Source organism: Bacillus sp. COPE52, from assembly GCF_003355115.1.
Taxonomy (GTDB): domain Bacteria; phylum Bacillota; class Bacilli; order Bacillales; family Bacillaceae_G; genus Bacillus_A; species Bacillus_A toyonensis.
This window is the reverse complement of record NZ_CP031292.1, coordinates 993434-1008268: the sequence shown is the minus strand read 5'-3', so window position 1 is coordinate 1008268 and position 14835 is coordinate 993434. Positions and strand designations below refer to the sequence as shown.

Genomic DNA, 14835 nt, shown 5'->3' with positions numbered 1-14835 from the left:
AACTTAATTTTCGTTCTGTAAAACCCCCTTTACTTCTACTCCCTTTTTCTCTTCTTTTAAGAATAGCGATACGATAAAAGCAACAACAATAAAGATTAATCCAAGTGCAAATGCACCTTGGAACCCTGACGTTAAACCGTTTAACTTCTCCACTGGGTCCATTGGGTTTGCAGAGCTTTCCATATACTTAGTTGTTCCTGAAGACATTTTCGATATAAATATAGCTGTACCAATTGCGCCAGCTACTTGCTGTAACGTATTAAACAACGCTGTTCCGTGCGGATATAGATCTGGTGTTAATTGATTTAAGCCGTATGTTTGTGCTGTCATGACAAACATGAGTCCAACCATTAATACGCTATGCATGACAATAATTTGTAACATTGATGTGTCAGGCGTAATGTCTTTAAATAAGAACATTGCAATCCCTACTAACACAATGCCAGGAACGATAATAACTTTCGGAATAAATTTATCAAATAGTTTACCCGCGATTGGTCCCATTATGGCGCTAATAATACTTCCTGGAAGCATGATGATTCCTGATTTAAAGGCTGTAACGAGTAAAACTGTTTGCAGGAACATCGGTAATAAAGTCATCGTTGAAAATAACGACATCATCACAATGACGATTAATCCAACTGATAATGTAAACATCGGGACTTTAAATGCTCGTAATTCTAAAATTGGATTCTCAATTTTCAATTGTCGAACGACAAAAATACATAATGAGATAAGCCCAACAATTAAAGTGCCATACACTTTCGCATCGGACCATCCTAAATCACCCGATGCACTAAAGCTATACACAAGCCCACCAAATCCTAATGTCGATAAAAGGATAGATGGATAATCTACTTTTGGCCTTGTTAACTCTGAAACATTTTGAATGTACTTCATCCCAATCATAATTGAAATGATCACGATAGGAATAACAATATAGAATAACCAGCGCCAATTCAGTGAGTCAACGATTACTCCAGATAATGTAGGACCAATTGCCGGAGCAGACATCATCACAAGTGCGATTAATCCCATTGTGGCACCACGTTTTTCAGGCGGACAAATGATTAAAATCGTATTCATTAATAACGGTGAAATTAACCCCGTCGCTACAGCTTGGACGATACGGCCGACTAATAAAACGGAAAATGTCGGTGCGAATCCCGCAATTAATGTACCGACTAAAAATGTTACCATAGCGATCAAAAACATCTGTCTCGTTGTGAGCCATTGCTGAAGTAATGCTGTAATTGGGACTAAAACCCCAACCACCAACATGTAAGCTGTAGAAAGCCATTGAATCGTTGAAGCTGTTACGTCAAATTCTTTCATTAATACCGTTAATGCATTACCAAGTAACGTTTCGTTTAATAATGCAACCATTGCCCCTAGAAGTAATGCAATTAAAATGGGGGTATGTTTTATATTAGAAGTATCAACTTTGCCACTTGCAGGGCTCTTAGTTGTCATATTCATTTACAAATTCTCCTCCTGTTTCTTACTTAAAAAGCTTTATATAAACACGAACACATGTAATATAATATACATATGTAGATTAAAAAGGGAGAATCAATTTTCAGCCATTGTATACTTAATCTACAAAAAAGGAGAATTGTAGATGAATGATAATGAAAAACAACTTGATTTACGTATTAGACGTACACATAAATTACTATGGGATTCCTTATTCGAATTAATGACGCAATCAAAACAAAAATATAGTACCATCACGATTAACCAAATTTGTGATCGTGCGATGGTACACCGAACAACCTTTTATAAACACTTTGAAGATAAAGATGCTTTATTAACATTTGGATTTAAACGATACGGCAAGATGATTGCTGAAATACCGGTTTCAGATCGATTAAGTAAACCATTTCAAGTAATGGAACAATTCCTACATCATGAAGAAATCGGTAAAATATTAGAAACGCAAATGTCTGATAAACAATTTATTAGCCGTGCACAATATTTAAGTCACGAAACGAGAAAACAAGAAATAGAAGCTTTAAATCAACTTTGTAAAAATTATACGATGCCAAATGATTTAATCATTGAATTTTATTCAGGGGCGATCACCTCATTAAGCGCATGGTGGTTTAAAAATGAAAGAAGCGTTTCTGCTGCTGAAATGGACCAATATCTCCATCAACTTATTAATCGGGATATTTTTCAGTTTGAAGAGGCATAAGACTACACCTTTTCAATTATGCAATCAAATTGACCACAAAATAGGAATATGATATATTTTCGGTAGAATGCTATATAAGTATGACATCAAATAAAATGGCATATAATAAAAGAAGAGATGCGATAACATCTCTTCCCTAACTGCTACCGTATGGGTGGTAGTTATTATAAGCTATTTCTTTTTACGAAACCCACCCTTCTGCTTCCTACGGCGCGAAGTGGGTTTTTTGTTGTCCTTATCTAGAAGTTGCTTCCGCAAAAAATACGCTGAAACTTCGCGCACAGTCGCTTTGACAAACTCTTTTACAAGGTCAAACAAAACCTCCATATTATCACCTCCTTTCCTTCCAAATAGAAAGAAGGGATAACCACCCACCCTCACAATACGCAATTGACTTTATCTTATCAAATAATTGTAAAGATATTATGTAAACAAAACAAATGAAATTTTACATAGAAAAAAAGCCCTTCTAAACTGGGCTTTTTTTATACATGCTATTACTTCCCAATTATGCGGAAAAGAAAAAACCGTCGATAAATTTACGTTTTAAATATTCAGAATTAATATTAAAATATAAAATGGGGATAGGGGTATGGAATTATAAAATTTATACATAACGAGGGAATAGAAATGAAACTACAATTAAAAGCAGATTTAGGGCTACTACTAGTTACATTCTTTTGGGGTGCATCCATCTTACTTACAAAAGTTGGACTCGAAGGCATAGAAGAATACAATTTAATCGCATTACGATTTATTATTGCCTTTCTTTTATCAGGTTTAATATTTTACAAACATTTATTTAAGATCGATTTTAAAACGGTAAAATATGCATTTATACTCGCTTCTGTTTTATTTATCGTTTACATTTTCGCAACTTTCGGTACAAAGTATACAAGCGTTTCTAATGCCGGTTTTTTACTATGTCTCACAGTCATTTTTATTCCAATATTATCAGCTATATTTTTAAAACACATTCCTGAAAAGAAAGTTATAGTAGGAATTATTTTAACGATAATAGGAATCGGCTTATTAACATTAACGAGCGAATTCAAAATTGGTAACGGCGATATATTTTGTATACTGTCTGCCTTATTTTATGCCATTCACGTCATCATTACTGGCAGCGTAACAAAACATGTGAACTCCATTGCACTTGGAGTCATACAACTCGGTTTCGTCGGTCTATTTAGTCTTATATTTTCATTCATTATAGAAACGCCAAAACTGCCTAGCACAACCAACTCATGGCTAATCATCTTAGCCTTAAGCATATTCTGCACAGCAGTCGCATTCATCGTGCAAGTGATCGCCCAGCAATACACGACGCCTACACATACAGGCCTTATCTTTTCATTAGAACCTGTTTTTTCAGCAGGCTTTGCTTTCGTTTTCACAGGTGAAACACTTACCGGAAAAGGATACTTAGGAGCGACGCTTATATTAGTAAGTGTGTTGATTGCTGAGATGGATTTTAAGAGTTTGCTAAAGGTAAATTACAAGAAAAATATGGGATAGATATTTTACCAAAATAAATAACTACACATCCACATTAAGAAGATTTGTTTGTATTATTCTCTTAATCTAAGTGTACTTCTAAGTGAATATCTGTCCCTCAGAAGAATATTCAGGTGACTGAAGCATACTGTGCTATGCCTTTTATTCAGCGACAGGAATTTTATTTCCTGTTGTTGATATTAGTTTAGAATAAAGTTTGATTAAAAATAATGCCCCCCTATTTTTTTAGAAAACAATTCTAATTCATCAAAAGCTGATAATTAATAATAATTTATAGTCCAATACATCCCACTTACGTAAACAAAAAAACGTCAGATCTACAGGAGAAATTTTCAAAGATTATCACCCTTAGTTTAACAGTAACTTTTATCAACAAACGGATGCATAGTAAATAGGATATGTGGCTGAAATGCTTTATACAATTGATGGACATGGTATGTGAATATTTTCTTACTATTGGAGGGATTTCCTAATGCTTGATGATATACAACAACTTATTCAAGAACATAGACAATTTTTCCATCATGATCATACAAGAAGTCTTCAATTTCGGCTTAAACAGTTAGAAAAGCTAAAAAATTCTATTCAAAAATATGAAAGTCAAGTGCTGAGCGCATTATATCAAGATTTACACAAAAGCGAGTTTGAAGCATACGCTGCAGAAGTTGGTTTCGCATTTAACAGTATCAATTTTATAATGAAATATCTAAAACAGTGGATGAAACCTCAAAAAGTAAAAAACCCTATTCATTTTGCACCATCCAAAAGCTACATAATAAAAGAGCCATATGGTACCGTGCTAATTATTGGGCCTTTTAATTATCCATTTCAATCATTAATTGAACCTCTCATTGGGGCAATTGCAGCAGGAAATTGTGTAGTTCTCAAGCCTTCAGAAAATGCACCAAATGTTTCAGCTGTAATGAACAAAATAATAAGTGAAACGTTTGATAAGCAATACATTCGTGTAATTGAAGGAGGCAGGGAAATAACTTCTTTATTGATTCATGCACCTTTTGACCACATCTTTTTTACTGGTAGCGTTCAAGTTGGAAAAATTGTCATGGAAGCTGCGGCGAAAAATCTTGTGCCAGTAACATTAGAACTTGGTGGAAAAGGCCCCGCTATTGTAGATGAAACCGCTAACCTCGATATAGCAGCCAAGCGCATTATCTGGGGAAAATTCATAAATGCTGGCCAATCCTGTATTGCACCTGATTATGTTATTGCACACAAATCTATCAAAGTAAAACTGATTTCGAAAATGAAAGAAGTCATTACAAACTTTTATGGATTAGATGTATTAAAAAGCAATGATTATGGTCGAATTGTTAATGAGAGACAATTCGATAGACTTCTTTCTATATTAGAGCAAGACAAAAATTATATAGTATTTGGTGGAAATTCATCTAGAAGCCATTTATATATTGAACCAACACTTCTTGAAGTAAAATCATGGGATGATGCAGCTATGAAAGAAGAAATTTTCGGGCCAATTTTACCAATTATGGATTACAATGATTTAGATGAAGTCATTCATACGATTAACACCCATCCCAAACCGTTAGCTTTGTATGTGTTTACTGAGAACAAAAATGTTGAAAAGCAGGTATTAGGACGAATTTCTTTTGGAGGAGGATGCGTCAACGATACAATGTCACATATGGCTAATCTCCACTTACCTTTTGGCGGAGTAGGAACTGCAGGATTTGGCTCCTATCATGGGAAACACAGTTTTGATGCTTTTACACATCGTAAAAGCATTTTAAAGAAAAGCTCAAGGATAGATTTAGGGTTTTTATTTCCACCGTATAGGAACAAAATTAATATTTTGCGAAAGATTTTTAAGTAATACGATTTGTTAAACATTCATGTTGATATTAAAGAAGGAATAATAAAGGGAATTCAGTAGAATGGACTCCCTTTACCTTGTAATAACCTAATCTATTTTTAGCGATGGTTCTCCCTGCTTTAAACAGGATAGGGATAGGGATACGAGTTAACAATGTTCTAGCTTATACAAATATGAATGAAGTGCTTTATTTTATCTTTGCACCAGAACCGCTAAAGAAAATGAAAATAATATACAAATTTTCCGTCTTAAGATCTGTATTTCCTCCAATTATTAAACGAACAATCTTCCCTTTCTCTTTTCCTTTCATAATTGAAGCCGCTTCTACTCCGTTCTTCAAAACACAAGCTTCTCCCTCCCACTAATTCACCCTCTCCACAAACCGCCCAAACTCCTTCAAAAATCTCAGCTTAAAACTCCCCACAGGTCCATTCCGATGCTTCGCCACATGAATCTCCGTCATCTCTTTCTGCATCGTTTCCTTATCGTAATAATCTTCGCGATACATAAGCATAATAACATCCGCATCTTGCTCAATTTGTCCCGTCTCTCTTAAATCGGATAAAAGCGGGCGCTTATCTTGACGCGACTCTACAGAACGAGATAATTGCGACAACGCCATTACACAAACATTTAAATCACGCGCTAACAACTTGAGCTTACGTGAAATTTCACTGATCTCCTGAAATCGATTGCCCTTATGCTTTGGATCTCCCGTAATAAGCTGCAAATAATCTACAATTACTAAAAGCTTCTTATCACCATGCTTCCGCTTTAACTTACGAGTTTGCATCCAAATATCTTGCACCGTAACACCTGCATGATCATAAATCTCAAGTGGTAACTCACCAATCTCCGCAAACGCCTTACTCACCTTTTCCCAGTCTTCCATCGCAAAACGGTGCTTCGGATTTTTCAGCCTACCACCTGACACTTCACCTACGCAAGAAGCCATTCTTTTTAACAATTGCTTACTACTCATCTCTAACGAAAACAATCCAACCGCCGCTCCAGACTTCGCCGCATGCAGTCCAACATTTAACGCAAACGCAGTCTTTCCCATAGAAGGGCGCGCACCAAGGACAATGAAATCACCTTCCTGCAATCCGCACGTCATTTTATTTAGCGATATATAACCAGTCTCAATACCAGTATTCTCTTTCGTATCTTGATGAAGCTCTTCATACAAACCAACTAACGCATCCTTCAAATCAAACTCACATACGCAGTCCTTTTCCTCTAACTCACAAAGTGCCGTAATCGTCTCACCAATAACTTTCTCATTCTTCTCCGCAATAAGACGCTCTCCCATCTTGTGCCCGAGAACACCCGCCTGATACATTTTCCAGGCACCTCGAACAAGCCCCTCATAATAAGAGAAGTTACTAGTCGCAGGCACACCATCCATTAATCCTATAAAATACTCCATTCCCCCGATCCCCTTCAAAAAATTCGGATCTACTCTAGAAATGAACGTCACAAGATCAATCGGTTGCCCCTCCTCTTCCATTTTTCGCATTAACTGAAATATAGACTTGTGCACGGGCATAGAAAAATAGTGCTCCGTCAAACGGCACTCCTTAATAAGCTCTCCATCAAGTAATAGAGAACCTAGCACCGTCTTTTCCGCCTCTACATTTTGAATACTCATGGCCGCCACCCGCGTTCCGCTAAAAAGCGCTGCAACTCTTCCTCTGACGGCGTATTCTTCTCCCACTCCTCACACTTCGCCAAAAAATTCTCCGTCTCTCCGCTACTAACAGACGACTCCTTCTTTCGAAACCTTGCCGTATCCGCCTCAACCTCAGACACTTTCGTAAATCCTTTCCCGTGCCACCCCCGCAAAATCCCCTTCACATAAGCCATCTTCCGATTTTTATTCTCATACGAAATTTGAAGAGCCTTCAGCACAAGCTCCTCTGACAAATCATTCATCCACGCATTCAATTCCTCTACCGTATACGGAGACAAACTACCAAAATGTTGTTCATAAAACGTGAACACCTTACTTCCCGTTTCTTCCTCTATATCCTCTTCTTTCTCTGCCTCCTCGCAAACTGGATCAACATCATCCATAGTCATATCACTAGGCATACCGAAATGTGCTAAAAGCATCGGAACATTCAGCTCCTCCTCTACGCACTTCTGCAAAAACATATGTACAAACTCCTTATTCTTCACACCCTTCAGCTCACGGAGCACACACTTCTCCACATTTGTATTCGTCACAGGATTATAACGAAGCCAATTTAAAATGAATAACTCCCGCGTCTCCGCATCATAAAGGATCTTTCCATAATCAATGAAGCGCTGCAAGAGCTTATCAACAGTCTCCCGGTTATAACCCGTCTCCATCTCAGCTAACCGCTTCGGAAAAGGAAAAATCCCACACTGCGTCGTCTTCGAACAAGTTAACAAATAAATATAAAAATACCGCTCCTCCGGCGTCAAATCCAAAACAAAATCATCCTGCCAAAAATTCACCTGCACATTACGATACACCGCCATCCTAATTCCTCCCGTCTCCGTTCAAAAGTGAAAACCTCTTCATAATATATATGGGAGGATGGCAGGGTTTTTGGCGTGTTATTTCAAAATTTTTTTCGACTCCTACTACGGTGTTTGTTGGTGTTTTTGTTTTGTTGTGTTTTTTCTTAGTGATTTATTACTTGGTAGGGGCTTGTAAGTGGCTTAGGAGGGGCTAGTTATCGGTTACTTTGATTAGGAAGACTCTCAGCATAGACAAAGATAACTATTCTAATACCTTTCACTTTATCTTACTTTTAATTTTTCTCAACATCTCAACTTCATATAACTTATATATTTGTTACACAACGTATTATGAGGTATGTTTAATAGTATGAGGACTTAACTTGGAGGTTTCATTGAATCCTCATAACATAAACATTTAAATAATGTACATAATTTGGGAGGAGAATTAAGTGCAAACTAAGATAGTGTATACAAATGAACCAAACAAGAAATTAAAAGAAGAAGGAAAAAGATTCAAAGTTTGGACCGCTCAAAGTAAAGATCATGACGATTATGAACTTCGAGTACACGAAAGTAACATAGTACAGGAAGGAAAAAGTTTATTTGTTAAAGAAGGTGCAGAAGTTATAGGTATATAAAATTTAGCATATCAATTAGCTGCCCACTTGCAAGTCATTTACAGTAACGGAATAACACTCTAAAAATTCATAACAAATAGCCACTAATAAATATCGAATTTTGTTCACTTAGTGGCTTCTTAAAAACTATATGACTTTTGTTTAATACCTTCGATTTATTCAATGATCTTTGTCTACTTTGCAAAGTACTTCATAATAATAGCTGTTCAACTTTATTCACCTTTATCATTCAAAGCTTCTTTCTTCTTTGGGCCATGATAAGCAATATAATCATCCACAATACTCTTTATCAACCTATCCATTGCAATAAATACGGTCAAAAAAAGAAATACGAAATAATCGTTAAATTGATTAGGAGTATCTATTCCCATCAAAATTTTAAAATCATTATAGCCTTTTCCAAGCGCTATCATCATTAATAAAAAGTAACTAAGGATTCTTCTCATATTTTGTGAGACTAAATCACGATCAGTAAAGTATATAAAAGTTATTAAGGAAATGGGTAATATAATGATCACTATATAGTAAATTTGATATGGCATATGTTTAAAATTGACTGCCCCAACAAACAAAACACATATTATTGTGATATGAATCATTAAACTAAGTGTAGTTTTCCCAAATAGGATGTCTAATCTATTTATCAAATAATTATCTTTATTAATTTTTGCTACTATTTTTTTGATAATACTATTAAAAGTACCTATTTCTTTTTCTACGTCCAATTTAATCCGACTAACTATTACAACAAATATTGGATAAGCACATACTACACTTAAAACTGACCATTGCATTTTTTCTATATCCGCCCCAATAATAACCTGGAAAGCAAAATAGCTTAGGAATATTGTCGCAATAATAACTAACCCTTCAAACACAATCAAAACATTTTTAATTGTTTGTTTTGACTTCCTCATTAATCTTTTTGCGCCTTTTTCCCCAATTTTCTCTAAAAACGGGAAGATCACTTTATTGATAAGAAAGTAAGATATCGCCCCTCCTAATACAATTAAAAATAAATAAAACAAAAACAATTTTATATCCTGCATAATCCCACTCTCCTTTTCTTAATATAATCATTGTTACATCTTCATATTAACAATCTTTCCGGCAATTATAACGTCACATAATTACAAAATTTCTTATATATGATTTTTTTTTATACAAAAACTCCAATCACCTAAAAATCTTACTGGGTGATTGGAGTTCCATAAAATCTATTATTATCATATGCATAAACTTCCTTAAATATATTTCGTTTTACTTTTCGTATAACTCTAACAATTTTCTTCCTTCTTTAATCATGTCATCTCTTAGGCTATCAGGCTTTATTACCTCCACAGTCGCTCCCATATCAAAAATCCATTTCTTTATCGATTCTTTCCCCACTCATTATTGTATGAAAGCGAATACTACCACCCAAATTGATTCTGGTACGGATACAGAAAATGGTGGATGTATAAGTAATTCTATCTTTAATACCAACTTTCAGGAAATCTTTTTGATTATCCTACACCTGTCTATGAATTTTCCTAATAGCACTTTCACAAAAGAAATTTACTATTAATAAGCAAACTAACCTTTATATCCATAAATATATAAATCTAATATTTCTCTCTAGATCTTATTCCGAAGAATAATCTATTAAATCATTTTATTTCTTTAATCCAACGATTTCTCCATTTAAAATTTCTATTTTAATAGAAGCAGGTATATTACTAATTGAATTTAAATTCTCTCTTTTCTCTTTATAATCTCCACTTAATTCCCTCGTTAATCTATTTCTTATTTCATTTTCATTTTTTGAAGTGAAAAATTTAATTTTAAAATCCGCTATGAATTTTTTTATTTCTTTTTGGAAATCATTATGAGTCTCAACGAAAATTCCATATAATTCTTCTAGAGATTCCTTAGTATTTTTTTCTATAGCAATATCCAAACCATGTAACTGTCTATATTTAAAAAGTAATATTGCATTTTGTAAGCTTACCTCTATAACCTCTTCTTGATTTTTAAAATCGTGAGATAAACTCTCAATTTTTTCATACTCCTCCTTATAACTTATCCAAACTCTCTTTTTAATACGATCTATCCCATCTTTCATTGACTTTAAATTTTCCAACAAAATTTCTATATCGTCTATTGTTTGATGATATCTTCTTTCTAACTCTATTTTATTAGATTCTGTCCAACTATAGCTGTTATATAAAGGATAAAGATTATCCTTTATATAACGATATGTCCCTTTTGCTCTACCTACATATTCATTTTTCATCATACCTATGACTTCATCAACCTTTTTATTCAATACATTAAGTTCCTTTTTAATCTCCTGTAAATGTTCTTGAGATACAATAACAGTAGCAACACCAATAGCTAAATTCTTTAATTGTCCAGGCTTAAATTTCATTTTTTTCAACTCTGCTTGCGTAACTATCTTTCCTGCTCCATCAACTGCCATACCTCTCTTAAATCCCGCATTCCTTACTGAATCCATTAAATGAATAGTACCTTTCTTAAATTCCATTTTTATTTCGTCAGTAAATACAAGCTCATATATTTCTTTCCCTCTCCCTATATTCCTGAAAGCCTCAGTTTTACTCATATTCATCATAGAAATAATTGAATCTTTTAACTCCTCATTTAATGGAATCTCTTTACCTTGATACTCATTATCCATCTTAATAAACTGCCAGGGTATCGGATTTTCTTTATATATTTGCACGTCCTTTTCTTCAATTACTGTGTCTTTAGCTGCAGCAATTGGTATATTCGTTCGATCTATACCTTTAAATTTTTCTTTATGATAATAATACAGAGCATAAGACGAGGAAAAAATCAACATCACTAGCACCATTCCGACTAACCAACTCAATCTTTCATCCCCTCCATAGTTTAAAAATATTAATTCATCTCTATTTTGAACTAGCCTATAACTATTACATCCTTCATCGCTCTCTCTTCCACAACCGCTCCATCTTTCACCACATAAACATATACTTTTTCTAATATCTCATTTAAATCCTCAACATAAAAATCACCAGGAGTATACTGCTCATTTTCTGTGAGAATAATATAACGCTCTTCTCCATTAAACCTTTCACTATAATAATCTACCAAACCTAGATTATTATACATTTTTATATTTAAACGACCATTTGCTCTTTCATAGCTCATTACAGCTTCATAATAATCTTTTGCTATTACTCTATCACATACACCATTTGGCATTAATTTCATTGATATGATTTTCTTTGGCGGCTTCATAGAAATATTTTTTTGACGATAAATTACATTTAATCGTTCTTCTTTTTTGATATCTAAATCAATGAGTTGCGCATTCATTTGATTTATTAGAGCACTATTTCGATTATCAAGGTTTTCCTGTTGATATGTCTCTAGTCTTTCTAATGTTTCGCGATATTTTTGATTAAATGTCTTCTCCAGAAATGTTACTAGTTTATTTAACTGTTTTTCTCTCTTTGTTAAAATGTTATCTCTGACTATGATAGATTGCTTCATTACTTCACTCATACATTGACTAGTGGCATCTGTTTCTGTATAAAATCCATTATTAATAAAATCATTAGCGAAAATCCAACCTTGATCTAACGTAATAAATTCTCCGTTTTCTCGCCTTGCAAGATGAATATAATGATTTTCTAATTCTTCCCCTGTACCATCCACAATACTTACATGATAAATTTCCACATATAGATTTTCGGGAACATGAGCCGTCACATTATAACAATGCCATGTCCGGCCTTCCACTTCTTTTTTCATCAATTCCAAAGTTGCATTAAATAACGGATGATTTTCAGTTATCATTGGTAATTCAGCTTCTTCAAATTCTATTGAATTTGTAAAGCGATAGCTATCTCCTTGATAATCTTGTAACTCTGGAATGTAATCTCGTATAAACTTTGGCAAACGCTCAATACGCATAACTTTCCCATCTTGAGATTTGAAAATACGCACACGTTTTTTTTCTAAGACATATGTTGTTAGATCTGTAAATGTACGCTTTGGTATCAATTGTACAGTTAAATCATTTTTCTCACGCTTTAAATTTGTAAGATCGACGTTATCCTCCGTCATTCGCTCTTCTTTCATTAAGGCTAACAACTTCTGATGCTCTTCAGATAAGGTTTTTTCCATACCTGCAATGACTTCATCCAGATTTTCACGTTTTATCACAGCTTGTTGCATTAAATCTGCTAAACTATCATAATGATCTTCCAGAATATCCCCCATAAAATCATATACGAGATCAGATCCTAAATCTGATTTCATCAACTCCATTTTATCTAGTAACTTAGTCATCACACTACCTTCACGCGTATTTTGGGCTACTAAATTAAAAACCAACACTTCATTTTTTTGTCCAATACGATGAATACGTCCCATACGTTGCTCTAGTTTATTCGGATTCCATGGAATATCATAATTTATCATCTGATTACAAAATTGAAGGTTAATAGACTCCCCGCCAGCATCTGTAGCTATCATAATTTGGCATTCATTACGGAACATTTCAACTTGTTTCCGACGTTGCTCCATAGATAAGCTTCCAATAATTTTGGCTATTTTCGGTACCCGTTTCAAAAGCTTTTCTTCTAAATAACTCAAAGTATCTACAGATTCTGTAAAAATTAAAATCTTTTCATCATGATTTAAAAGCCCACTCGCTCCAAATAACGTTTCTTCTAACTCTTGATATTTTTTCTCCGCAACATACAGTTTAATATTTTCAGCCTGCTGAATTAGCTTTTTTAATACGATTAATTCTTTTTTCAATTCTTTCGTATCAATTACATCAATTGATTTTTCTAGTTGTTTTTCTAGTTTTTCTTGAATATCACTACCTTCTTCTAAGTAGTTTTCTGTTTCAAGATTTTTCATTTTCTTTATGTACTTACTGCGCTCAGCTTCTGTTTGTTTATACAACTTAATTAATCGACTATATCTTCTTTTTAAAGACAAGTAAATCGCATCAATGGAAGAACTTAATCGACGTTGCAATAACATCATCGCAAATGCTGTACTATTGCTACCATTATTCATTGCTCGATTAAAATACTCACGAACGTATTCAGTTACCGCATCATACAACGCTAATTCTTCATCTGTTAAATTAAATTGAATTGTTTTCGCAGTTCTTTTTGGAAATAATGGCGTGCCATCAAAATTCTTTAAATTTTCTTTTAAACGACGAATAATAAATGGATTCGTTTTTTCTTTTAAACTTTCAGTTGTCTTACTACTGGAGAAAATATCTTCATCAATTAGCTTCATTAAATGTCTAAAGTTTTCAGAATCACCTTTATGCGGTGTTGCAGTTAGTAATAAACAGTGATTTGTTTTTCTTAGAAGTGATTCCCCTAACTGATATAACTTTGTTCGAAATGTTTTCTTTTTAACCGTCCCATGTGTATACGCCGCCATCTTATGCGCTTCATCAACAATTACCAAATCAAACTGTGCTTCTTGAATTAACACCTTTACATCATCCCTCATAGCCCAGTACATAGAAATTAAACACAATCTATTAGACATAAACGGATTCTTACCACCGTACTCCTTCAGTACCGCTCGATTAATAATATGAAAATGCTCATCAAATTTCTGTTCCAGCTCTTCTTGCCATTGCTTCAATACAAGTGGAGGAACTAAAACTAAAATTCGCTCAACACTCAACCTTGCTTTTAATTCCTTAATGAGCATTCCAGACATGATCGTTTTTCCAGCACCTGGATCATCAGCTAATAAAAAACGAACGTGTGGCACTTGAAGCATTTTCCCATATACGGCTTCAATTTGGTGCGGTAATGGTAATAAATTTTTATTTCCTAACGCTCTTGTTTTAGAAAATTTCACTTCATTTTTTAACAATACATATTGTATGTATCTTTGAACATCTAACGCTGTTAAATTTATAATGTCCTTTTCTTGTTTCAGATGTTTAAAGTCATGAATTTTTTCTTGTTCTAACATAATTTCATAATACTTGTTTGTTTCTTGACCAATCGCCTCAATAATGAAGTATTCTCCAAAAGCTTCGCACCTTTTTATTTCTACACTTTCAGGAAACTGTGAACTTGAGACAATTTCACCTACTTTCATCATGAACAATACCT

The 14835-nt window shown here is 34.1% G+C and carries 12 protein-coding genes and 1 pseudogene; 4 read left to right on the top strand and 9 right to left on the bottom strand.

What is annotated here, in order from left to right:
* Positions 1-3: 3 nt before the first annotated feature.
* Complete coding sequence (locus tag DPQ31_RS04975; RefSeq protein ID WP_208731630.1) at positions 4-1479, bottom strand: MDR family MFS transporter; 1476 nt, start codon at positions 1477-1479, stop codon at positions 4-6.
* 142 nt (positions 1480-1621) lie between these two features.
* Here DPQ31_RS04975 and DPQ31_RS04970 point away from each other — a divergent pair, with 142 nt between their 5' ends.
* A complete protein-coding gene (locus DPQ31_RS04970) occupies positions 1622-2197 on the top strand; it encodes a TetR/AcrR family transcriptional regulator (protein ID WP_097959712.1) in 576 nt (191 codons plus the stop codon).
* Positions 2198-2368: 171 nt separating this feature from the next.
* Here the strand turns inward: DPQ31_RS04970 and DPQ31_RS04965 are convergent, their stop codons facing one another.
* Positions 2369-2524: a hypothetical protein gene (locus DPQ31_RS04965; RefSeq protein WP_097959711.1), complete on the bottom strand. Its 156-nt coding sequence runs from the start codon at positions 2522-2524 to the stop codon at positions 2369-2371.
* A gap of 303 nt (positions 2525-2827) precedes the next feature.
* Between DPQ31_RS04965 and DPQ31_RS04960 the strand changes: the two genes are divergently transcribed.
* Positions 2828-3715: a DMT family transporter gene (locus tag DPQ31_RS04960; RefSeq protein WP_097959710.1), complete on the top strand. Its 888-nt coding sequence runs from the start codon at positions 2828-2830 to the stop codon at positions 3713-3715.
* A gap of 472 nt (positions 3716-4187) precedes the next feature.
* Positions 4188-5567 (top strand): aldehyde dehydrogenase, encoded by a 1380-nt coding sequence (locus tag DPQ31_RS04955; RefSeq protein WP_208731629.1) that lies wholly within the window; start codon positions 4188-4190, stop codon positions 5565-5567.
* Between the two features lie 187 nt (positions 5568-5754).
* Here the strand turns inward: DPQ31_RS04955 and DPQ31_RS04950 are convergent, their stop codons facing one another.
* Genes DPQ31_RS04950 through DPQ31_RS04940 form a run of 3 tightly spaced genes read right to left on the bottom strand, consistent with a single transcriptional unit; the run spans position 5755 to position 8075 of the window.
* On the bottom strand, positions 5755-5907 hold the full coding sequence (locus tag DPQ31_RS04950) for a hypothetical protein (protein WP_000788475.1): 153 nt from the start codon (positions 5905-5907) through the stop codon (positions 5755-5757).
* 21 nt (positions 5908-5928) lie between these two features.
* Positions 5929-7218, bottom strand: a complete 1290-nt coding sequence (dnaB, locus tag DPQ31_RS04945; protein ID WP_208731628.1) for a replicative DNA helicase — start codon at positions 7216-7218, stop codon at positions 5929-5931.
* Positions 7215-8075: a DnaD domain-containing protein gene (locus DPQ31_RS04940; protein WP_000312043.1), complete on the bottom strand. Its 861-nt coding sequence runs from the start codon at positions 8073-8075 to the stop codon at positions 7215-7217. Before DPQ31_RS04940 ends, dnaB begins: the two co-directional genes overlap by 4 nt.
* A 434-nt stretch (positions 8076-8509) precedes the next feature.
* On the opposite strand from DPQ31_RS04940, the gene DPQ31_RS04935 reads away from it, so the two are divergent.
* Positions 8510-8698 carry a hypothetical protein gene (locus DPQ31_RS04935; protein WP_208731627.1) on the top strand — a complete coding sequence of 63 codons (189 nt, stop codon included), beginning with the start codon at positions 8510-8512 and terminating at the stop codon, positions 8696-8698.
* A 212-nt stretch (positions 8699-8910) separates the two neighbouring features.
* Here the strand turns inward: DPQ31_RS04935 and DPQ31_RS04930 are convergent, their stop codons facing one another.
* The 4 genes and pseudogenes from DPQ31_RS04930 to DPQ31_RS04915 all read right to left on the bottom strand — a co-directional run bounded on the left by DPQ31_RS04930 (position 8911) and on the right by DPQ31_RS04915 (position 14824).
* Positions 8911-9747: a hypothetical protein gene (locus DPQ31_RS04930; protein WP_261797507.1), complete on the bottom strand. Its 837-nt coding sequence runs from the start codon at positions 9745-9747 to the stop codon at positions 8911-8913.
* A gap of 211 nt (positions 9748-9958) precedes the next feature.
* A pseudogene (locus DPQ31_RS29805) lies at positions 9959-10177 on the bottom strand (WYL domain-containing protein); the annotation flags it as partial.
* Between the two features lie 175 nt (positions 10178-10352).
* Positions 10353-11573: a hypothetical protein gene (locus DPQ31_RS04920; RefSeq protein ID WP_208731626.1), complete on the bottom strand. Its 1221-nt coding sequence runs from the start codon at positions 11571-11573 to the stop codon at positions 10353-10355.
* A 50-nt stretch (positions 11574-11623) separates the two neighbouring features.
* Entirely contained in the window at positions 11624-14824 is a 3201-nt protein-coding gene (locus DPQ31_RS04915) for a DEAD/DEAH box helicase (protein ID WP_208731625.1), read from the bottom strand.
* Positions 14825-14835: the final 11 nt, after the last annotated feature.